Here is a 21064-nt window from a genome sequence, read left to right on the forward strand (position 1 = left end):
CAGGGCCTAACGGGGGCGAGGAGCCCTCACACCTCGGGACGCAGCATCGGGGGGTTGAGGAGTGTCGCGCCGCCGGCCCGGAAGAGCTGGGCGGGACGGCCGCCCTGGCGGGTGGTCGTGCCGCCGGTGGGGACGAGGAATCCGGGCGTACCCGTCACCTTGCGGTGGAAGTTGCGCGGGTCCAGGGCCACGCTCCACACCGCCTCGTAGACGCGGCGCAGCTCGCCGACGGTGAACTCCGGAGGGCAGAACGCGGTCGCCAGGGAGGAGTACTCGATCTTGGAACGGGCCCGCTCCACACCGTCCGCCAGGATCTGGGCGTGGTCGAAGGCGAGGGGCGCGGGCGGCTCACCGGTGCGCCCGTAGCCGCTCTGTTCCAGCAGTTCCTCGACCGGGGCCCAGCGCGCGTTGCTCGCGTCGCCGCCCGCGCGGGGTGCGGGCAGGTCGGGGGCGAGCGCCAGGTGGGCGACGCTGACCACACGCATCCGCGGGTCCCGGTCCGGGTCGCCGTAGGTCGCGAGCTGCTCCAGGTGAGCGCCGTCGTCCTGGGCGGGCGCGGCCGGGTCGTGGACGCACAGCCCCGTCTCCTCGGCCAGCTCGCGCGCCGCCGCCTGGGCCAGGTCCTCGTCCTCCCGTACGAAGCCTCCGGGCAGGGCCCAGCGCCCCTGGAACGGCGTCTCTCCCCTGCGCACCGCCAGCGCGCACAGGGAGTGGCGGCGCACGGTCAGCACGACCAGGTCCACGGTGACGGCGAAAGGCGGAAAGGCTGACGGGTCGTAGGGCATGCGGCGATCATAGTCGTCTGCCTGACGATAAGCACTCCCTTCTCGGACGCTTCGCACCCTGATCCACTTCAGTCCGCAAGGGGCCCGCCGACCCCTCGCAGGGGCGGGGTAAGAGCACCTCAGCCCAGGTGGGATGCACCCTTGGCCTCCACCGCCTCGCTACTCCCCACCTCCTCAGCTCCGGTGTCCCCTGGCGCGCGCCTCCTCGGAGCGGCTGCCGCTTCGCCCCGCTGCGGACGACCCCGGGGTGCGCGGACGCGACCGGCCCGCATGCGGGACTCCGGGACGGTCGGTGCCCGCCGAGGAGCGTGGGCGCACGACGTCCGCCCTCGGTTCGCGGCTCGCCGTCTGCGCCCGGCGCCGGGCAGCGTCCGCCGAGTTGGGCCCGCGTGTGCGGCGCCGGCGACCGGAGGGCTGCTGCTGAGGAGCCAGTGACGGCTCGCCTCGCTCACACGGCTCGCGGAGCCCGGTGACGCCGGTCTGCCCGTCCCCGTCGACCCCGGCGCCTCCGCCCTGACTGGCGCCTCCCCCTGGGCCGGCACCTCCCCCGCGTCCGCCTTCCTCGCCCGACACGGACTCCCCCTCTCCGCCATGGCCCGCGCCCGCGCGATCCTCGCGTTCGGCGCGCAGGCAGCGGCGGATCGACTCGGGGTCCAGGCCCTCGTTGCACGCCTGGTGCAGGAGCCGGGCGAAGAGGTAGTCGGGGTCAGCGCCGAGCGCCATGGCCAGGGCCTCTCGCGCCTCCAGTTCGTCACCGGTCGACCAGGCGACCCAGCCCGCGAGAGTGAGCGGCGCGGCCGCGTGCTCGCCGTACGGACCGACGCAGCGGCGGGCGAGGGCCCGCCACAGGCGCAGCGCCGGTGCCGCCTCGTCGCCCTCCATCCACCCGGCCGCCCGGTCGCGGGTCGTGCGGTCCTGGAGGCCGAGGATCAGGGCTGCCGCTTCGTCGTGTCCCAGCAGGTGGTCGTCGCGGAGGTCCTCGGCCGGTACACCTGACACCGGCGGGGCTCCGGCGAGGCGGCGCAGGACCCGCTCCGCCGTCTCCAGCGTCTCCCGGGCCACCTCCGAACGGCCCTCGGCGTCGAGGATCCGCGCGACCAGGGTCGTGGCGGCGGCGTCCAGGGCGGCGGTCTGCGCAGCAGACGACGCGTTCTCCCCGGGCAGCAGCCGCGCCCGCAGGTCGCTCAGCGAGCCGCGCACCTGGATGCCGGCGTAGGTGGCCGCCGCCGCGAGCACCGAGGTCCCCGGCAGACCCATGGGCAGGCCTTCGGCCGGGCAGCAGGTCTGATCGTCGCAGCAGTACGACCAGAAGCGGCCGGCCGAGATGCACAGCGCCTCGACCACGGGCACGTCGAGAGCACCGCACTCCACTCGCAACCGCTGGGCGAGCGGCCGCAGTCGCTCCATCACCTCCCGGCCGGTCTCCCCGGGCGCCGGCTCCTGGCAGAGGTAGGCGACCATCTGCTCGGGCCGGACACCCCGGCGTTCACTGCCGGTGACCAAGCCATGCACCAACTGTCGCGCTGCGGGCGTCCAGTCGTCCGCGCTCGCGGGAATGCCGAGCCGCGCGCGGCCGCCGAAGCGCCCGCGGCCCTCCCTGTCCCGGAGAGCGGCCAGGACGATGCTGTCCTCCGGCCGGTACCCCAGGAGATAGGGCAGGGCGTCGGCCAGCTCGGCCGGGGTGCGCAGGGTGACCTGGTGTTCGTCCCCGCCGGGGACGCCCGGGACCAGGGCCTTTCCGATCGGCTGCGTGGGGCGCGGGATGTCCCCGTTCTCAGAGGATCCGGTTGTTTCGCTGTGGTTCGTCATGGCCCGACGATCTCGCGGATCGAGAAGTTCCGCTTTGCCCTGTGGATAACTTCGATCAGGGACGCGTCACTACGGGCGCGGCGGCGGCCCCGGCACCGTCCGCTCGTCCACAGCCCGCCCGATTGTCGGTCCCGTCCTGTTGTATGGAATGCATGGAGCACACGAGCAACCCGGATCTCCGGACAGCGGCCGACACGGTCCTCGCCCGCCTCGTCGGCGACGCCTCCGGCGAGGCCAAGCTGCGGGAGGACCAGTGGCGGGCCATCGAGGCGCTGGTCGCCGAGCGGCGCCGGGCCCTGGTCGTCCAGCGCACGGGGTGGGGCAAGTCCGCGGTGTACTTCGTGGCGACCGCCCTGCTGCGGGACCGGGGCGCCGGTCCGACGGTCATCGTGTCCCCACTGCTCGCGCTCATGCGCAACCAGGTCGAGGCCGCGGCCCGGGCCGGCATCCGTGCCCGGACCATCAACTCCTCCAACACCGAGGAGTGGGACACGGTTCAGGACGAGATCGCGGCCGGTGAGGTCGACGTCCTGCTGGTGAGTCCTGAGCGGCTCAACAACCCGGACTTCCGCGACCAGGTACTGCCCAAGCTCTCCGCCGCGACCGGACTGCTGGTGGTCGACGAGGCCCACTGCATCTCCGACTGGGGCCACGACTTCCGCCCCGACTACCGGCGGCTGCGCACCATGCTCACCGACCTCCCCCCGGGAGTCCCCGTCCTGGCGACCACGGCCACGGCCAACGCGCGCGTGACGGCCGACGTGGCGGAGCAGCTCGGTACGGGCGGTACGTCCGACGCCCTGGTGCTGCGCGGTCCGCTGGACCGGGAGAGCCTGAGTCTGGGGGTGCTGCGACTGCCGGACGCGGCGCACCGGATGGCCTGGCTCGCGGACCACCTCGACCGGCTCCCGGGTTCCGGGATCATCTACACGCTCACCGTGGCCGCCGCCGAGGAGGTCACGGCGTTCCTGCGCCAGCGCGGCCACACCGTGGCCTCCTACACCGGCAAGACGGAGAACGCGGACCGGCAGCAGGCCGAGGACGACCTGCTGGCCAACCGGGTCAAGGCGCTGGTCGCCACGTCGGCGCTGGGGATGGGTTTCGACAAACCCGACCTGGGTTTCGTGGTGCACCTGGGCTCCCCGTCCTCCCCCATCGCCTACTACCAGCAGGTCGGCCGCGCCGGACGCGGTGTCGAGCACGCCGAGGTCCTGCTGCTGCCCGGCAAGGAGGACGAGGCGATCTGGCAGTACTTCGCCTCGCTGGCCTTCCCGTCGGAGGAGTTGGTGCGCCGCACCCTGGACATCCTCGGGCGGGCGGAGCGTCCGCTGTCGCTGCCGGCGCTGGAACCGCTGGTGGAGCTGCGCCGCTCCCGACTGGAGACCATGCTGAAGGTCCTCGACGTGGACGGGGCCGTCAAGCGGGTCAAGGGGGGCTGGATCGCGACCGGACAGCCGTGGACGTACGACGCGGAGCGGTACGACTGGGTCGCGCGCCAGCGGGACGCCGAGCAGCAGTCGATGCGCGACTACGCGGCGACGTCGGAATGCCGGATGGAGTTCCTGCAACGGCAGCTGGACGACGAGGGCGCGAAGCCCTGCGGCCAGTGCGACAACTGCGCGGGAGCCCGTTTCACGGCCGACACCTCCGCCGACTCCCTCGACGCCGCTCGGGACGACCTGGGGCGGGCCGGCGTCGAGGTGGAGCCGCGACGCATGTGGCCCACCGGGCTCCCGGCGATCGGCGTCGACCTCAAGGGCCGCATTCCCGCGAAGGAACAGGCCGCGCCGGGCAGAGCGCTGGGCAGGCTCTCCGACATCGGCTGGGGCAACCGGCTGCGGCCGATGCTCGCGGCCCAGGCACCGGACGGCCCCGTGCCGGACGACGTCGCCAAGGCCGTGGTGACGGTACTGGCCGACTGGGCGAAGGGCCCCGGCGGCTGGGCCCAGGGCGCAGCCGAAGCCCCGCCGCGGCCCGTCGGCGTGGTGACCGTCGCCTCGAGCACCCGGCCGCAGCTGATCCACTCCCTCGGTACCCGGATCGCCGAGATCGGCAGGCTTCCGCTGCTCGGTAGGGTCGAGTACGCGGGTGAGGCGCCGGGCGGTTCCCGCAGCAACAGCGCGCAGCGGCTCAAGGCGCTGGACGGCGCGCTGACTGTGCCTGACGCCCTCGCGTCGGCCCTCGCCGGACTGGACGGGCCGGTGTTCCTCGTGGACGACTGCACCGAGACCGGGTGGACCCTCGCGGTGACCGCCCGCCTGCTCCGCCGCGCCGGCGCCCAGGGGGTGCTGCCGCTGGTCCTGGCGGTGCAGGGGTGACGCGCGTGCGACGCGGACGCCGACAGGCCGCGCGGGTGGGACACGGACCCCAACGGGACACGCCCGCGGGCGCGACACGCCCCCACGGCCGGCCCGCGCGTCCAGCCTCCGCGGGACCGGCGGCTGACGCCGAGGCGTACGAAGGTGCCGACACCGCCCGGCGGGATGCCCACGCCGGCGAGCCGAGGTCGAGGCCGGGGCCTGCCTTCGTGCCGCCTCCGGCCTCGCACGTTCCGAGTCCCAGGCGTCACCGGGCGACACTCCGGGTAGGGATATAGGACGCGCTTCAGCCGATATCGGTCGTCGGTCCCAATTGCTCGTTGCCGCATCCAAGTTCGGCAGGAAGAATTGAAGTCCGCTCCCCGCACGGCCCGTCCGTGATCCGGCAGGGCTTCACTGCGGTGCGCGCTCCCCGAATCCGACCCCTGCCCGCAGTGTGGGCGCGTAGCCGAAGGGAGGAACGTGACCTTCGGATTCGCTCCGTCCTCGGCCGCCTCGTTTTCGTCGTCCGCGGCTTCCGCCACTCGCCTGCTCGAACCGGCGGAGTGGTCCGCCGCCGGAATCCCGCTGCTGCGCAATCCGCGGGAGGTCGTCAGCGGCCTGCACTCCCGGCACCGTCCCAGGCCGGCGACCGCGATCGTGGCCGTACTGGATCCCGACGAACGGCTTCGCGCCAGCGCCTCGTTCACCAGTCGGCGTTCCCCGGCGGACGGGTGGATGTTCCGGAACGCGCTGCTCTCGCAGTTGCGCCGCGTCATCCCGCACGACCTGCGGCGCCGCACGCCGGTGCGCACCGCCGTGCTGCTCTACTGCCGTGAAGGCGACACGCGTTGGACGGAGGAGGACGGCGCGTGGATGTGGGGGCTGCGCGACGCCTGCACACTGCACGGGCTGCGCTGCGGCGCGTACATCACGCTGACCCGCGACGGGTGGCAGGTACTCGGCGAGGGCCGCGGCGGGCGTCGGCCCAGCGCGGCCTCGACGCCGGAGCCCTTCGCCACGTCGGAGACGCCGCCTCCGCCACCCCGCACGGGCGGGGTCGCGTCGGACGTACTTCGCAGGGCGGCGGCCCGCTGACCCTCGGCGAGCCCCATGGTGGCCGCAAGGGCCACCGCACGAGTGGCTCCGGCAGGCAGACGCACCGTGCCCCGCACCGGTGCGGGCACAGAACCCGCGCCTCGCAGAGGTGCGACCGCCGCAGACACGCCTGACCCCCGGCACGGCGCGGCAAGGCACGCAGTCCGGCACGACCTTGATCACCTCAAGGCCGAAACCCCCTGCGCACGCTGACGAGACCACCGTGCGAGGGACGACGGACGCCCGGCCGTACGCCGCGTCCGTAGGCGCACGTCGCGCCCGGAAGCGCACGCCGCCGCGATGACAGCCGCGGGCACGCCGAGCGTCGAGACCGGGAACGGCGTCCCCGGCCCGCCACCCATCGGGCGCGCCCGGGACAGGCACCGGGCATCCGCACCGGCGCCGCCGCGTCACCGGAGTGACCGGCGGCCCCCGCGTGCGACGGGACCGCTCAGACTCCCGCGCCCAGCACCAAGTTGATCCGCTGCGGTTCCCCGCAGACGATCAGCAGGGCGCCGGCCCGGGTGTGAGCCGCGGCGAGCGCGGTGGCGGCGGCCGCTTCGGGTCCGCCGTTGACCGCGACCACGACCACGGCCCGCGACTTGGCGCGTTCCGCGACGGCGGCGTCCGCGTAGAAGACGTCGTCGCCCGCGTCGTGCTGAGCCCAGTAGGCGGCATCGCCGAAGGACAGTTCGTGGGCGGCCCACGGGTGCGGTTCGCCGGTGGTGATCACCAGCACGTCACCGGGGGTGCGGCCCGAGTCCAGCAGGAGGTCCACGGCCTCTTCGGCGGCGTCGAGCGCACCGTCGGGCGTGGCCGGGATCAGCTGGATCTGCGGAGTCGTGACGGTGGCCGCATCCGCTGCCGGAGCAGCCGGAGCGACTGCCGGGGCGGACGGCGTGGCGGGGCCCGGGGGTCCGGGCTTGACGGCGGCCGTGTCGCGCGGCGTGCGTTGCGCCGGAGCGGTCGGCCGCACCGGGCCGGGGCGACCGGGGCGCGGCGGAGCCGCGGGACGGGGGCCGGGTACGGGGCGAGGGGTCGACGCGGTACGGCCGCTGGCCGGAGTGGCGCGGGGACCCTGGGCCTTCTCGTGAATCTGAGGCTCCTCGGGAATGAGAGGCATGAGCTGATATCTATCAAACGTTGGTGCGGCTCGCGTCGGCGGGTGGCACCTGTCTGCGAGCGGAACAGTCAGAAATCGAAGCCGAGCTGACCCTCGATTTCCGGAACGCTTCCGTCCACCCAACTGCGGACCTTCTTGAGATGCCGCCACTGGGGCAGCGCATCAAGATACGCCCAGGACAACCGGTGGTACGGGGTGGGCCCCCGCTCCTCCAGTGCGGCCCGGTGCACGGGCGACGGATACCCGGCGTTGTCCGCGAAGGCGAAGTCTGCATGGTCGACACCCAGTTCGGCCATCATTTTGTCGCGCTGGACCTTGGCCAGGACCGAAGCCGCCGCCACGGCCACGCAGGACTGGTCACCCTTGATCACCGTACGCACCCGCCAAGGCGCCCCGAGATAGTCGTGCTTGCCGTCGAGGATGACGGCTTCGGGGCGGACCGGCAGGGCTTCCAGCGCACGCACCGCCGCCAGTCGCAGCGCGGCGGTCATGCCCATGGCGTCGATCTCCTCGGGAGACGCGTGCCCGAGGGCATGGGACGTCACCCAGGTCCGCAACTCGAGGGCGAGCTCGGTGCGTCGCTTGATGGTGAGCAGCTTGGAGTCGGTGAGACCGGCCGGCGGCCGGCGCAGTCCGGTGATCGCGGCGCAGACGGTCACGGGACCGGCCCACGCACCCCGCCCCACCTCGTCGACACCGGCAATGATCTTCGCTCCGGTCGTGGCGCGAAGGGAGCGCTCGACGGTGTGAGTGGGTGGTTCGTACGGCATGGCGCACCCAGCCTACGCCGACGCCAACCCCCGGCGACACCCCGGGCCCCGAAGAGCGCCGAAGCACTCACGGTGGTCGATCGGGGACGCCCGCCGACGCGGACCGACGCGGATCAGGCTCCGTCCGGCCGCAGCAGCGGGACCATCAACTGGTCGATCATTTCCTCGATCTCGCGATCCGCCCATTCACTGGCACAAATCTTTGACCGGTACATCATCATCGCCGGGATGCAGTCGAAGACGTAGGCGTTGGCCGCGTCGCGGCGGACCTCACCCCGCTCTATTCCGCGGTTGATGACCTCACGAAGCATCTCGAGGGTCGGCTCGACGACACCCTTGACGATCACGCCGTGAAAGCGTTCGGCCTGGACGTTGTCGCATTCGTGAACCACTGAGCGAAGGGCGAGCCCCGGCCGGGAGAACATCGCGTCGCGCGCCCGGCGGCACAGCGCCAGCAAGTCCTCGCGCACGCCGCCGAGGTCCGGCACCGTGTCGAAGCGCGGCAGCCCGGACCGCAGGGCGTCCGCGACGAGGTCCTCCTTGGAGGGCCAGCGCCGGTACACCGCCGCCTTGCCGGTCTGGGCGCCGGCGGCGACGCCCTCCATCGTGAGGCCGTTCCAGCCGACGGTGCCGAGTTGCTCCAGCGCGGCGTCGAGGATCGCGCGTTCGAGGACGGCTCCGCGCCGCCGCGAGGACGTCTGGGCGGAGGCGGCCACCCAGTTCGAAGCAACCATGTCGCGGGTCTCCAGTTAGCGGGTGCAGCGGGTTTCGGGGACGGGAGGGGGCGCCGCGCGGCCACAAGGGGGACGGGACACACGACGACGCCGAAAGTGAACGGTTGCGTTCACTGTGCGGGAGTCACTAACGTTGCGGCAACAGTGAACGCTGTCGTTCACTAAGTGATTCGTGGGGGATTCACAGTGACAACCTCTTCTCTGATCCGAGACCAGAAGCCGGGAGCGGCCCGCCGGGAGGGGCATCCCGGCATCGCGCTCACCGTCATCGCGGCCTGCCAGCTCATGGTGGTACTCGACGCGACGATTGTGAACATCGCGCTCCCGCACATTCAAGAAGCGCTCAGCTTCAGCACCACCGACCTCACCTGGGTCGTCAGCGCCTACACGCTGACCTTCGGCGGCCTGCTCCTGCTCGGCGGCCGAGCCGGTGACATCCTCGGCAGGCGCCGGGTCTTCATGACCGGCATCCTCCTGTTCACCTTCGCCTCGCTGCTCGGCGGCTTCGCCCAGGAACCCTGGCAGCTGCTGGCGGCACGCGTCCTGCAGGGTGTGGGAGGCGCGATCGCCTCGCCCACCTCGCTCGCCCTCATAACCACCACTTTCCCCGAGGGCCCGGAACGCAACCGGGCCTTCGGCGTCTTCGCGGCCGTGTCCGCGGGTGGCGGCGCCATCGGGCTGCTGGCCGGCGGCATGCTCACCGAGTGGCTGGACTGGCGCTGGGTGCTCTTCGTCAACGTGCCGATCGGCGTGCTGATCGCGGTGCTCACCCCGATGTACATCAGCGAGTCCGAACGGCACTCCGGCCGCTTCGACATCGCCGGCGCGGTGACCTCGACGGCGGGCATGGCGTCCCTCGTCTACGGCTTCATCCGCGCCGCGGACGAGGGCTGGCGGGACGGCCTGACCATCGGTTCCTTCGCGGCGGCCGTGGTGCTCCTGCTGTCCTTCGCCTTCATCGAGTCGCGGGCCAAGGAGCCGATCACCCCGCTGCGGATGTTCGCCGACCGCAACCGGTCGGGAACGTACGTGATCATGCTCAGCCTGGCCGCCGCGATGTTCGGCATGTTCTTCTACATCGTGCTGTTCGTCCAGAACGTGCTGGGCTACACGCCCATCGAAGCGGGCCTCGCCTTCCTGCCGGTCACAGTCGTGATCGCGCTCGGCGCGGGGATCTCGCAGCGGTTCCTGCCGGTCTTCGGACCGAAGCCGTTCATGATCGCGGGTTCGGCGCTCGCCGCGGTCGGACTCGGCTGGCAGGCCCTCATCAGCTCCGACAGCTCCTATGTCGGCGGTGTGCTGGGTCCGATGCTGATCTTCGGCTTCGGCATGGGACTGAACTTCGTGACACTGACGCTGACCGCGGTCTCCGGAGTGGCCCAGCACGAGGCGGGCGCGGCGTCCGGTCTGCTCAACGCGATGCAGCAGGTGGGCGGATCGATCGGTCTGGCGATCCTGACCACGGTCTTCGGGACGGCCAGCCGGGACGAGGCGGAGAAGCAGGTGCCGGACTTCCTCGCCAACGGCTCGCCGGAGCAGAAGGCCGAGTTCGCGCAGACGCAGCAGCTGCCGGCGCCCTGGGGCCACGACGTACTGGCGCAGGGCATCTCTGCGGCCTTCATCCCCGCGGCGGCCATGGCCGTCCTGGCCCTGCTCACGGCATGGCTGCTCATCCGGGTCCGCAAGAGCGACCTGGAGGCCCTGTCCGGCTCGGCCGGTCCCGGCATCGGCTGACCGGGCGGTCCCGCCGGGGCGGGCACGGGGATCCGTCCGCGACGGCTCCTCCTGCCCGCCCCGTCCGCGTCCGGCCGGCGACTCGAAAGCGTCCACGCCCCACCCCCTCACGACACCACTGGCCCCGTCCCGGCGGCCACTTCTCACAGCGGTTGTCATGAGAACGCATGAATCGTCACGGAGAGTTCCCATGGTGCACGGAGAGTTTCCGTAAGGCACGGAGAGTCCCGCGGGAAGCGCAGGGTGGGGCAGAACTCAGAACGCGGAGGGGGCTAGGACGCCGTCGCCAGCCACTCCGGCAGTTCCTCGACCCGCCCCGCCCACTCGGCAGGGGGCGCGCCCGTCCGGCCGGCCGCGATCACGCCGCCCACGATCGCGCAGGTCGTGTCCACGTCGCCGCCCACCTGGGCGGTGGTCCAGAAGGCCGTCTCGTAGTCCCCGAGGGCGCGGGCGGCGGACCAGAGGGCGAAGGGCACCGTGTCGTGCGCGGTCGTACGCCTGCCGCAGCCGAGGACCGCCGCGACCGTGGCGGCGTCGCCGTAGTCCAGCATGTCCCGGGCCCGGCGGAGTCCGGCGCCCACCGCGCTCTTCGGCACCAGTGCGATCACCCCGTCGAGGAGGGCGTGCGCCTTCGGCGGGCCGGCCGGGTCCGCGGCCAGTGCCGCGGCCGCGGCGACCGCCATGGCGCCGACCACCGCCTCGCGGTGCTGGTGCGTGGGGTAGGCGGAGATCTCGGCCTGGTGGGTCGCCTGCTCCGGGTCGTCCGCGTACCAGGCGCCCAGCGGGGCGATGCGCATCGCGGCGCCGTTGCCCCAGGAACCCTGGCCGTTGAACAGGGCCGCGGCCAGCTCGCGCCAGTCGCCGCCCTCGCGGACCAGCCGCAGCAGTCGGTTGACCGCCGGGCCGTAGCCGCGGTCGAAGTCGTGGTGGCGGGCGAAGGAGAGGGCCAGCGCGTCCTGGTCGACGCGCAGGTGGGTGGCGAGGACGGAGACCACGGAGCAGGCCATCTCCGTGTCGTCCGTCCACTGCCAGGTGCCGGGCGGCAGCTCGCGGCGTTTCAGCAGCGGATAGTTCTCGGGCACGAAGAACTGGGAACCGAGCGCGTCGCCCACGGACAGTCCGCGCAGGCTGGACAGGGCCCGGTCCAGGCGCCCGTCGGGGGATGAATGAGCGGTCATCGCCCTGCCACTCTATCCGGTGATCCCGTACGGTTCCGGATCTCGCCAGCGTTCGAAGGGCCGGTCAAGGGTGTACTTGCCGTCCTCCCCGAGAACGAGCATCCGCATCTCGGCGTTCCCCGGATTCGACAGGGACTCGAACTCCGCGACCGTCCAGTGGAACCACCGCATGCAGAACAGCCGCATGGCCAGCCCGTGGGTCACCAGCAGCACGTTCGGCGGATGGTCGGGGTCCTCGAAGCTGCGGAAGAGGCTCTCCAGGAAGCCGCCGACCCGGTCGTACACGTCGGCGCCGGACTCCCCCTGGGCGAAGCGGTAGAAGAAGTGCCCGTAGGCGTCGCGGTAGGCCTTCTGGAGGCGTACGTCGTCGCGGTCCTGCCAGTTGCCCCAGTCCTGCTCGCGCAGCCTGGGCTCCTCCCGTATCCGTATCAGCTCCGGGTCCAGGTGGAAGGCGCGGAGCGTCTCGTGGGTCCGGCGGTACGGGGAGACGTAGACGCTGACCCGCTCGCGGCCGAAGACGTCGCGCAGTTCCTTGCCGGTCTCCTCGGCCTGCACCCGGCCCCGGTCGGTGAGGGCCAGCGCGTGGTCGGGCTCGCGCTCGTACACGGTGTCATCGGCGTTGCCGGTCGACTCGCCGTGCCGGACAAGAACGATGCGCCGTGGTCGTGCCATGCCAGCACCCTAGATCGATACCGCCAAAACCAGGCACTCCCGCGAGCTCCGTACGGCGTACGTCACACGGTCTCCACACCCGGCGGCGGCAGGGCGGGGCCCCGGGTCATACGGTCCAGGTGGGTTCCATCTCCACGATGTCCCCGGTCAGGGCGGCGATGTCGGCCTCCGTCCGGGCGCGCAGGGCGAGCCGTTCGATCCGCTCGGTGCGGTACTTGCCGTGCTCGGCCGCGGCCCGCCACATGGACAGCACGAGGTACTCGTGGCCCGGCGCCTCGCCGAACAGGCCGCGGACCATGCCGGGTGAGCCGGCCATGGCGGGATTCCAGACCTTCTCCTGCATGAGGACGTAGTGCTCGGCCCGTTCCTCGTGCACCCGGCACAGCGCCACCCGCAGCAGGTCGGCGTCGGTGAAGCGCGGTTCGAAGCCCGTCTTCACGTCGAAGCGGTGGTCGAAGAGCCTGACCCGGGCGTCCTTGAAGGTGCCCACCTGGGCGGCGGCGAGCCGGTCGTGGGACCTGGCCATGAAGGAGTCGTAGAAGGCGCGGCTCTCCCAGAACGCGAAGACGTGTGCCACGTCCGGCCGCCGCCGGCTCCAGCCACCCCCCTGTCCCCGAAAACCCGGCTCCCCCGGAAGCCCCGCCCACTTCCGCTGCCCCCGCTCGAAACCGCGGCGGTCCACCACGGTGCAGCGAATCCACTTGACCAGCACCGCGCCATGGTAAGGCCACGGGCCCCGGAGGGCATGGCACCGGCCACCCTCCGGCGGACCGCCCTTACCATGCGGGTCGCTGTGCGTGGGAGGATGGACAACCGGCCGTCACCGCCCGGCAGTTCAGGTCGCCGGGCAGGGCGGGGGACCTGGGAAGGGGAAGTCTGTGAACGGCCTCAGCAAGGGGACGGGCAAGGTCGAGATCGCGCTGCGGTGGGACCCGGGTCCGGCGGGGGAGCCCCCCGTCGACCTGGACCTCGTCGCCGGTACGTACGCGGCGGACGATCCGTACGGCGATCCCGCCTACGTCGTGCACTTCGACAGCCGCTCCCCCGACGGCACCATCTATCTCAACCGGGACAGCACCGACGGCAAGGGCTTCGGGTTCGACGAGGTCATGACCCTCGAACTGGAGCGGCTCGACGCCCGGTACGCGCGCGTGGTCGTGGGCGTCGCGATACAGCAGCGCGCCGAGGACCGGACCTTCGCGGACGTGCCCAGTCCGGGGCTGCGGATCCGGGAGGGCTACACGGACCTGGCCACGGACGATTTCTCCGGAGTCCTCGGCGCCACCGCGGCGACGGTCGCGGAGTTCGTCCGGGACGAGACCGGCGCCTGGCAGTTCCGGGCCGGGGTGCACGGCTTCGAGGACGACCCGGCGACGTTCACCCGCGCCATGGGCGCGGCCCGGCGTTCCTGACCACACGGGCACGAGTAAGGGGCGTCCGCCATGGCGGACGCCCCTTACCTCTACTCAGCCGTGCTGTTCAGCCGCGATCCGGCTCAGCTGCAGCCGCTGGTGGAGCCGCAGCCCTCGCAGATGTAGCAGGAACCGGCCCGCTGCATCTTCGTACCGCAGGAGAAGCAGAGCGGGGCGTCCGCCTGGATGCCCAGCTGCATCTCCACCAGCTCGGCGCTGGTGTGCGCCTGCTGCGGGGCGGGCTTGGCCGCCTCTGCCTCGGCCTTCGGCGTCGCGACGGCCTTCAGCTCCTGGGCGAGCGGCGCGGACTGCGCCAGGCCCTCGACGTCGACCTCGTCGTCCGAGGGCTCGTACGACCCCGTCTCCAGGTGACGCTGGCGCTCCTCGGCGGAGTGGATGCCGAGGGCGGAGCGCGTCTCGAAGGGCAGGAAGTCCAGCGCCAGGCGGCGGAAGATGTAGTCGACGATCGACTGCGCCATCCGCACGTCCGGGTCGTCCGTCATGCCGGCCGGCTCGAAGCGCATGTTGGTGAACTTCGAGACGTACGTCTCCAGCGGCACCCCGTACTGGAGGCCGACGGAGACCGCGATGGAGAAGGCGTCCATCATGCCCGCGAGGGTCGAGCCCTGCTTGGACATCTTCAGGAAGACCTCGCCCAGGCCGTCGTCCGGGTAGGAGTTGGCAGTCATGTAGCCCTCGGCGCCGCCGACCGTGAAGGAGGTGGTGATGCCGGGACGCCCCTTCGGCAGACGCTTGCGGACCGGGCGGTACTCGATGACCTTCTCGACGGTCTCGCGGATCGCCGCCTCCGTCTTGTCCGCGACGGCGTCGGTCTCGGTCTTCTCCTTCTCCTTGGTCTTGGCGGAGAGGGGCTGGCCGACCTTGCAGTTGTCGCGGTAGATGGCGAGCGCCTTGACGCCCATGCGCCAGGCCTCGAAGTAGACCTCCTCGACGTCCTCGACGGTCGCCGACTCGGGCAGGTTCACCGTCTTGGAGAGCGCGCCGGAGATCCACGGCTGGATGGCCGCCATCATGCGGACGTGGCCCATCGCGGAGATGGAGCGCTCGCCCATGGCGCAGTCGAACACCTCGTAGTGCTCGTGCGCGAGACCGGGGGCGTCGATCACATTGCCGTTCTCGGCGATGTGGGCGACGATCGCCTCGATCTGCTCCTCCTGGTAGCCCAGGCGGCGCAGGGCCTGCGGGACGGTGCCGTTGACGATCTGCATCGAGCCGCCGCCGACCAGCTTCTTGAACTTGACCAGCGCGAGGTCGGGCTCCAGGCCGGTGGTGTCGCAGGACATCGCCAGGCCGATGGTGCCGGTCGGGGCGATGACGGACGCCTGGGAGTTACGGAAACCGTTCTTCTCGCCGAGGCGCAGCACGTCCTGCCAAGCCTCGGTGGCGGCGGCCCAGATCGGCGTGTCGAGGTCGTCCATGCGGACGGCCTTGCCGTTCTCGTCGGAGTGCTGCTTCATGACCCGCAGGTGCGGCTCGGCGTTGCGGGCGTAGCCGTCGTACGGGCCGACGATCGCGGCCAGCTCGGCGGAGCGGCGGTACGACGTGCCGGTCATCAGGGAGGTGATGGCACCGGCCAGGGCGCGGCCGCCGTCGGAGTCGTACGCGTGGCCGGTCGCCATCAGCAGGGCGCCGAGGTTGGCGTAGCCGATGCCGAGCTGGCGGAAGGCGCGGGTGTTCTCGCCGATCTTCTGGGTCGGGAAGTCCGCGAAGCAGATGGAGATGTCCATCGCGGTGATGACCAGCTCGACGACCTTGGAGAAGCGCTCGGCGTCGAAGGACTGGTTGCCCTTGCCGTCGTCCTTCAGGAACTTCATCAGGTTCAGCGAGGCGAGGTTGCAGGACGTGTTGTCCAGGTGCATGTACTCGCTGCACGGGTTCGAGCCGTTGATGCGGCCCGACTCCGGGCACGTGTGCCACTGGTTGATGGTGTCGTCGTACTGGATGCCCGGGTCGGCGCAGGCCCAGGCGGCCTCGGCCATCTTGCGGAAGAGCGACTTGGCGTCGACCTCCTCGATGACCTCACCGGTCATGCGGGACGTCAGGCCGAACTTGCCGCCGTCCTGGACGGCCTTCATGAACGTGTCGTTCACGCGGACCGAGTTGTTGGCGTTCTGGTACTGGACGGACGTGATGTCGTCGCCGCCCAGGTCCATGTCGAAGCCCGCGTCGCGCAGGGCGCGGATCTTCTCCTCTTCCTTCACCTTGGTCTGGATGAAGTCCTCGATGTCGGGGTGGTCGACGTCGAGGATGACCATCTTGGCGGCACGGCGGGTGGCACCGCCCGACTTGATGGTGCCGGCGGAGGCGTCGGCGCCGCGCATGAAGGAGACCGGTCCCGAGGCGTTGCCGCCGGAGGAGAGGAGTTCCTTCGAGGAGCGGATCCGGGAGAGGTTCAGGCCGGCGCCCGAGCCGCCCTTGAAGATCATGCCCTCTTCCTTGTACCAGTCGAGGATCGACTCCATGGAGTCGTCGACGGACAGGATGAAGCAGGCGGAGACCTGCTGCGGCTGGGGCGTGCCCACGTTGAACCACACGGGGCTGTTGAAGCTGAAGATCTGGTGCAGGAGGGCGTAGGCCAGCTCGTGCTCGAAGATCTCGGCGTCGGCGGGCGAGGCGAAGTACTTGTGGTCCTCACCGGCCTTCCGGTACGTCTTCACGATGCGGTCGATGAGCTGCTTGAGGCTCACCTCGCGCTGCGGGGTGCCGACGGCACCGCGGAAGTACTTGCTGGTGACGATGTTGACCGCGTTCACCGACCAGAACTCGGGGAACTCGACGCCACGCTGCTCGAAGTTGACCGAGCCGTCGCGCCAGTTGGTCATGACGACGTCACGACGCTCCCAGGCCACCTCGTCGTAGGGGTGGACGCCGGGAGTGGTGTGGACGCGCTCGACGCGGAGTCCCTTGCCCGCCTTGGTGGCCTTGGCGCGGGAACTCCGTGCCGGACCGCTCGCCGTCTCTGTCATGCCGCCTCCCTGTACGGGCGAAAACGCCCTGAAGTGCCACGTTTGTTCCCATGGCACGGTGTTTCTGTCTGGTGCCGCGGACATCTCTCACTGCGTCCGCGACAGGTCTTGGTGGCTCGCCGCCGTCCGGCCGGGCCCGGGCGCCGAGGCCGGGTCCGGCCGCCGGTCAGTCGGCGGCGCCGGCGGGCTCGGGGACCTGTGCCGCCCCCGCGGACCCGCGTTCGTTTCCTGCGTCCCGGCTCCCCTCGACGGCCCCGTCGCCGTCGTCGCCGGGATTCCCCGTCGCCTCCCTGAGCTCCGCGATCGCGGCCTCGAAGTCGTCGAGCGAATTGAACGCCCGGTAGACGGAGGCGAATCGCAGATAGGCGACGAGGTCGAGCTCCTGCAACGGGCCGAGTATGGCCAGGCCCACGTCGTGGGTGGTCAGCTCGGCGCTTCCGGTGGCCCGCACCGCCTCCTCGACCCGCTGGCCGAGCTGGGCGAGGGCGTCCTCGGTGACGGGGCGGCCCTGGCAGGCCTTGCGCACACCGTTGATGATCTTCGTCCGGCTGAACGGTTCGGTGACCCCGGACCGCTTCACCACCATCAGCGAGCACGTCTCGACGGTCGTGAACCGGCGGGAACAGTCGGGGCACTGGCGGCGCCTGCGGATCGACGTGCCGTCGTCGGTCGTACGGCTGTCGACGACGCGACTGTCGGGGTGCCGGCAGAAGGGACAGTGCATGGCTTCCGAACCCTCCTCACAGCAGACTCAATAGCCTCGAAAGAGCACTCAGGCCCCTCGAAGCAGCCCCCAGCATAGGCGATCTCGGCGGACCCGAAGACCCGGGGGACCACAACTTGTGGGCTGCTCGTGCAATCCAACCACTAGATGTGGGGATTGGCGCATACAAACACGCCTCGCAAGCAAGTCGTCTCCGTACGCACAGGTCCGCGCGGCGGCGTCGGCGTGTCGCGCACCCGCGCACCCGGTCGCGACACGCGCACGGGCGACAGCGGAGCGCACGCACACGGCCCCGCACCCCGGCACCCGGACGGCCGTATCGCCCATGCGCATGCGGAGATAGCGTGGGCGCGTCGCGGAGGGGAGGTGGGACTACCGCAACAGATGAGAACAGATGACAATCCCACCCCGTCGAACGGGCTGCCGGATGGCAGACTGGGGCGACATCCCCGAGGTTGTCACCACGGCGGTGAAGAGTACAGCAATGTGCGCTTTTGTCCGCCGGGCGTCACGGTAGCCATACACCCAGACATGCAGTACGAGCGAGCGATTCGCGTTTTTTCACTCGAACGTGTGTTTGGCGCAACCTTTCGAAAGCTACTACCGTTGTGCAGCAGGGAGACCATCGAGAGGGGCCGACGTGACCACCACCGCCGACAGTGCCACCATCACTGCCCAGGACCGCCCCCAGGGCCGACCTGAGCCGGTGCACGCGACGAGCGACGCCGCGAATCCCGAGGGGCACAAGCGCTCCCTGCCGGGCCGACCTCCCGGCATCCGGGCGGACAGCTCCGGACTCACCGACCGGCAGCGCCGGGTGATCGAGGTCATCCGCGACTCCGTGCAGCGCCGGGGGTACCCGCCGTCGATGCGGGAGATCGGGCAGGCCGTCGGCCTCTCCAGCACCTCCTCCGTCGCGCACCAGCTGATGGCGCTGGAGCGCAAGGGCTTCCTTCGCCGCGACCCGCACCGCCCGCGCGCCTACGAGGTGCGCGGCTCCGACCAGGCCGCCACCGTGCAGCCCACGGACACCGCCGGGAAGCCCGCCGCTTCGTACGTCCCCCTCGTCGGCCGGATCGCCGCCGGTGGTCCGATCCTCGCCGAGGAGTCGGTCGAGGACGTCTTCCCGCTCCCCCGGCAGCTGGTCGGCGACGGCGAGCTGTTCGTGCTCAAGGTCGTCGGCGACTCGATGATCGAGGCCGCGATCTGCGACGGCGACTGGGTCACGGTGCGCCGCCAGCCGGTCGCCGAGAACGGCGACATCGTCGCCGCGATGCTCGAGGGCGAGGCCACCGTCAAGCGCTTCAAGCGCGAGGACGGCCACGTCTGGCTGCTCCCGCACAACTCGGCCTACGAGCCGATCCCCGGTGACGACGCGACCATCCTCGGCAAGGTGGTGGCCGTACTGCGCCGCGTCTGAGCGCCACGGCGGGCGGGCACACCGGGACGGTGGCCCGCCGACCCGACCGGGCCCCGGAACCTCTGCGCCGGTTCCGGGGCCCTGCGCTGTGCGGAGCCCCGCCCGGCGCGGCCGCTCCTCGGAGGCCCAGGCCGAGGGAGCCATCGCCCCGGAGACCTCAGGAGGCGTCTTCCGTCTCCCGTGCCTTCGCGTCGATGGCGGCCAGGGAGCGGCGGACCTGATTGCGGTCGGTGGTGAACCAGAAGTCGGGCAGGGACGCCTTCAGATAGCTGCCGTAGCGGGCCGTCGCCAGCCGCTGATCCAGTACGGCGACCACCCCGCGGTCGCCCGAGGCCCGCACGAGCCGGCCCGCGCCCTGCGCCATCAGCAGGGCGGCGTGCGTGGCCGCGACGGCCATGAAGCCGTTCCCCCCGGCCTCCTCCACCGCCTTCTGGCGCGCGCTCATCAGCGGGTCGTCCGGACGCGGGAAGGGGATCTTGTCCATCACGACCAGCTGGCAGCTCGGCCCGGGAACGTCGACGCCCTGCCACAGCGACAGCGTGCCGAAGAGGCAGGTCGCGGGGTCGGCCGCGAAGTTCTTGATCAGCTCGCCCAGGGTCTCCTCGCCCTGGAGGAGGATCGGGTACTCCGGGATGCGCGAGCGCAGCTCCTCGGCGGCCAGCTGGGCCGCGCGCATCGAGGAGAAGAGCCCCAGGGTGCGGCCGCCCGCGGCCTGGATCAGCTCTGTCAGCTCGTCGAGCATGTCACCGCGGTCGCCGTCGCGGGCGGGGCGGGCCAGGTGCTTGGCGACGTAGAGGATGCCCTGCTTGCGGTAGTCGAAGGGCGAGCCTACGTCGACGCCCTTCCACTGGGGCACTTCGTCGCCCTCGGTGCCCTCGGGGGCGAGGCCGAGCGAGGCCCCGACGCCGTTGAAGTCGCCGCCCAGCTTCAGGGTCGCCGAGGTCAGGACGACCGAGCGGTCGGTGAAGAGCTTCTCGCGCAGCAGGCCCGCGACGGACATCGGGGCGACCCGCAGCGAGGCGCCGAAGCGATCGTGCCGCTCGTACCAGACGACGTCCCACTCGGAGCCGTTCGTGATGCGCTCCGCCACGTCGTGCACCGACTCGACGGAGGCCAGGGCCTGCTTGCGGACCGCGTCCTCGTCCTGGACGGACTTGTCGCGGGTGGCGCCGATGGCGGAGATGACCGTGCGGCAGGCGTCCCGCAGTGCCATCAGCGCGTAGCCGAGGTCCTCCGGGATCTCCTCCAGGCGGCCCGGCAGCGCCAGCTCCATCAGGCGCTCGAAGCCCTCGGCGGCCGTCTGGAGCTGGTCGGCGGCCTTCTCGTTGGCCAGCTTCGCGGCACGGCGCACCGCCCGGTTGACCTGGCCGGGGGTCAGCTCGCCGGTGGCCACGCCGGTGACGCGGGAGACCAGCTCGTGCGCCTCGTCGACGATCAGCACCTCGTGCTGCGGCAGGACGGGGGCGCCCTCGATGGCGTCGATGGCGAGCAGGGCGTGATTGGTGACGACGACGTCGGAGAGCTTGGCGCGCTCGCGGGCCATCTCGGCGAAGCACTCGGCGCCGTAGGCGCACTTCGTGGCCCCCAGACACTCCCGCGAGGACACGGAGACCTGCGCCCACGCCCGGTCGGAGACGCCCGGCGTGAGGTTGTCGCGGTCGCCGGTCTCGGTCTCGTCCGCCCAGTCGCGCATCCGGAGCAGGTCCTGGCCAAGCTTGCTGGTGGGGGCCGCCGCCTCGAACTGGTCGAACAGGCCTTCCTCCTCGTCCTGCGGGACGCCCTCGTGCAGCCGGTGCAGGCACAGGTAGTTCGACCGGCCCTTGAGCATCGCGAACTCCGGGCGCCGGCGCAGCTGGGGGTGGAGCGCGTCGACCGTGCGGGGCAGGTCCCGCTCGACCAGCTGGCGCTGGAGGGCCAGCGTCGCGGTGGCGACGACGACCCTCTCCCCGTGCGCCAGCGCGGGCACCAGGTAGCCGAGCGACTTTCCGGTGCCGGTGCCGGCCTGGACCAGCAGATGGGAGCCGCCGTCGATGGCTTCCTCGACGGCTTCGGCCATGGCCACCTGGCCGGGACGCTCCGTGCCGCCGACGGCGGTGACGGCGGCGTGCAGGAGTTCGGGGAGTGAGGGCTTCGTCATAGCGCGACCACCCTACGACCCGGCACTGACAATCGGGCGGGCAAGGCGGGTTCGAGGGACCGCTGGGGCGGGAGGGGCGAGGCGAGGGGCCGGCGGGCCGGGTGGGGCAAGGGAGTCTCCGGGGCGGAACGGCGACCCGCGACGCGGATCCGGTCGGTGAACGGGTCGGTGAACGGCGTGGAGT

General features: G+C 71.5%; 16 protein-coding genes. 5 read left to right on the top strand and 11 right to left on the bottom strand.

Annotation, left to right across the window (positions count from 1 at the left end; genetic code table 11):
• Window positions 1-26: 26 nt before the first annotated feature.
• Together IE108_RS23385 and IE108_RS23390 are read right to left on the bottom strand one after the other, a co-directional pair.
• The gene (locus IE108_RS23385) at window positions 27-785 is read right to left on the bottom strand and encodes an NUDIX hydrolase (RefSeq protein ID WP_064730198.1); all 759 of its coding nucleotides are present in this window, start codon (window positions 783-785) and stop codon (window positions 27-29) included.
• A 174-nt stretch (window positions 786-959) separates the two neighbouring features.
• On the bottom strand, window positions 960-2594 hold the full coding sequence (locus tag IE108_RS23390) for a DUF4192 domain-containing protein (protein WP_064730197.1): 1635 nt from the start codon (window positions 2592-2594) through the stop codon (window positions 960-962).
• Window positions 2595-2746: 152 nt separating this feature from the next.
• Here IE108_RS23390 and IE108_RS23395 point away from each other — a divergent pair, with 152 nt between their 5' ends.
• Both IE108_RS23395 and IE108_RS23400 read left to right on the top strand, forming a co-directional pair.
• Window positions 2747-4912: a RecQ family ATP-dependent DNA helicase gene (locus IE108_RS23395; RefSeq protein ID WP_064730196.1), complete on the top strand. Its 2166-nt coding sequence runs from the start codon at window positions 2747-2749 to the stop codon at window positions 4910-4912.
• Between the two features lie 462 nt (window positions 4913-5374).
• Window positions 5375-5989: a hypothetical protein gene (locus IE108_RS23400; RefSeq protein ID WP_064730195.1), complete on the top strand. Its 615-nt coding sequence runs from the start codon at window positions 5375-5377 to the stop codon at window positions 5987-5989.
• A 451-nt stretch (window positions 5990-6440) separates the two neighbouring features.
• On the opposite strand, the gene IE108_RS23405 is transcribed toward IE108_RS23400, so the two are convergent.
• From IE108_RS23405 to IE108_RS23415, 3 genes are all read right to left on the bottom strand, one after another.
• Window positions 6441-7112, bottom strand: a complete 672-nt coding sequence (locus IE108_RS23405) for a hypothetical protein (protein WP_079163688.1) — start codon at window positions 7110-7112, stop codon at window positions 6441-6443.
• 68 nt (window positions 7113-7180) lie between these two features.
• Window positions 7181-7882: a ribonuclease HII gene (gene rnhB / locus IE108_RS23410; protein WP_064730193.1), complete on the bottom strand. Its 702-nt coding sequence runs from the start codon at window positions 7880-7882 to the stop codon at window positions 7181-7183.
• A 113-nt stretch (window positions 7883-7995) separates the two neighbouring features.
• Complete coding sequence (locus IE108_RS23415) at window positions 7996-8616, bottom strand: TetR/AcrR family transcriptional regulator (RefSeq protein ID WP_064730192.1); 621 nt, start codon at window positions 8614-8616, stop codon at window positions 7996-7998.
• 186 nt (window positions 8617-8802) lie between these two features.
• Between IE108_RS23415 and IE108_RS23420 the strand changes: the two genes are divergently transcribed.
• Window positions 8803-10350, top strand: a complete 1548-nt coding sequence (locus IE108_RS23420; RefSeq protein ID WP_064730191.1) for an MFS transporter — start codon at window positions 8803-8805, stop codon at window positions 10348-10350.
• Window positions 10351-10622: 272 nt separating this feature from the next.
• On the opposite strand, the gene IE108_RS23425 is transcribed toward IE108_RS23420, so the two are convergent.
• The 3 genes from IE108_RS23425 to IE108_RS23435 form a co-directional block, all read right to left on the bottom strand.
• Window positions 10623-11528, bottom strand: coding sequence for an ADP-ribosylglycohydrolase family protein (locus IE108_RS23425; protein ID WP_064730190.1), 906 nt, complete (start codon window positions 11526-11528; stop codon window positions 10623-10625).
• Window positions 11529-11540: 12 nt separating this feature from the next.
• Window positions 11541-12200 carry a histidine phosphatase family protein gene (locus IE108_RS23430; protein WP_064730189.1) on the bottom strand — a complete coding sequence of 220 codons (660 nt, stop codon included), beginning with the start codon at window positions 12198-12200 and terminating at the stop codon, window positions 11541-11543.
• A gap of 106 nt (window positions 12201-12306) precedes the next feature.
• The gene (locus IE108_RS23435) at window positions 12307-12912 is read right to left on the bottom strand and encodes a YdbC family protein (protein WP_064730188.1); all 606 of its coding nucleotides are present in this window, start codon (window positions 12910-12912) and stop codon (window positions 12307-12309) included.
• A 166-nt stretch (window positions 12913-13078) separates the two neighbouring features.
• Between IE108_RS23435 and IE108_RS23440 the strand changes: the two genes are divergently transcribed.
• Entirely contained in the window at window positions 13079-13612 is a 534-nt protein-coding gene (locus IE108_RS23440) for a TerD family protein (RefSeq protein ID WP_064730187.1), read from the top strand.
• A gap of 83 nt (window positions 13613-13695) precedes the next feature.
• Here the strand turns inward: IE108_RS23440 and IE108_RS23445 are convergent, their stop codons facing one another.
• Both IE108_RS23445 and nrdR read right to left on the bottom strand, forming a co-directional pair.
• Window positions 13696-16599, bottom strand: coding sequence for a vitamin B12-dependent ribonucleotide reductase (locus IE108_RS23445; protein WP_064730186.1), 2904 nt, complete (start codon window positions 16597-16599; stop codon window positions 13696-13698).
• Window positions 16600-16765: 166 nt separating this feature from the next.
• Window positions 16766-17323 carry a transcriptional regulator NrdR gene (gene nrdR, locus IE108_RS23450; protein WP_064730185.1) on the bottom strand — a complete coding sequence of 186 codons (558 nt, stop codon included), beginning with the start codon at window positions 17321-17323 and terminating at the stop codon, window positions 16766-16768.
• A gap of 640 nt (window positions 17324-17963) precedes the next feature.
• Between nrdR and lexA the strand changes: the two genes are divergently transcribed.
• The gene (gene lexA / locus IE108_RS23455) at window positions 17964-18743 is read left to right on the top strand and encodes a transcriptional repressor LexA (RefSeq protein WP_064730184.1); all 780 of its coding nucleotides are present in this window, start codon (window positions 17964-17966) and stop codon (window positions 18741-18743) included.
• A 157-nt stretch (window positions 18744-18900) separates the two neighbouring features.
• On the opposite strand, the gene IE108_RS23460 is transcribed toward lexA, so the two are convergent.
• The gene (locus tag IE108_RS23460) at window positions 18901-20880 is read right to left on the bottom strand and encodes an ATP-dependent DNA helicase (protein WP_064730183.1); all 1980 of its coding nucleotides are present in this window, start codon (window positions 20878-20880) and stop codon (window positions 18901-18903) included.
• Window positions 20881-21064 lie beyond the last annotated feature (184 nt).

It is taken from the genome of Streptomyces parvulus (assembly GCF_014648855.1).
Taxonomy (GTDB): domain Bacteria; phylum Actinomycetota; class Actinomycetes; order Streptomycetales; family Streptomycetaceae; genus Streptomyces; species Streptomyces parvulus.

Coding starts and splice junctions, on each gene's coding strand:
- IE108_RS23415 (WP_064730192.1), bottom strand. CDS start 8,616: ATGGTTGCTTCGAACTGGGTGGCCGCCTCCGCCCAGACGTCCTCGCGG.
- IE108_RS23425 (WP_064730190.1), bottom strand. CDS start 11,528: ATGACCGCTCATTCATCCCCCGACGGGCGCCTGGACCGGGCCCTGTCC.
- rnhB (WP_064730193.1), bottom strand. CDS start 7,882: ATGCCGTACGAACCACCCACTCACACCGTCGAGCGCTCCCTTCGCGCC.
- IE108_RS23430 (WP_064730189.1), bottom strand. CDS start 12,200: ATGGCACGACCACGGCGCATCGTTCTTGTCCGGCACGGCGAGTCGACC.
- IE108_RS23445 (WP_064730186.1), bottom strand. CDS start 16,599: ATGACAGAGACGGCGAGCGGTCCGGCACGGAGTTCCCGCGCCAAGGCC.
- IE108_RS23460 (WP_064730183.1), bottom strand. CDS start 20,880: ATGACGAAGCCCTCACTCCCCGAACTCCTGCACGCCGCCGTCACCGCC.
- nrdR (WP_064730185.1), bottom strand. CDS start 17,323: ATGCACTGTCCCTTCTGCCGGCACCCCGACAGTCGCGTCGTCGACAGC.
- IE108_RS23385 (WP_064730198.1), bottom strand. CDS start 785: ATGCCCTACGACCCGTCAGCCTTTCCGCCTTTCGCCGTCACCGTGGAC.
- IE108_RS23390 (WP_064730197.1), bottom strand. CDS start 2,594: ATGACGAACCACAGCGAAACAACCGGATCCTCTGAGAACGGGGACATC.
- IE108_RS23395 (WP_064730196.1), top strand. CDS start 2,747: ATGGAGCACACGAGCAACCCGGATCTCCGGACAGCGGCCGACACGGTC.
- IE108_RS23405 (WP_079163688.1), bottom strand. CDS start 7,112: ATGCCTCTCATTCCCGAGGAGCCTCAGATTCACGAGAAGGCCCAGGGT.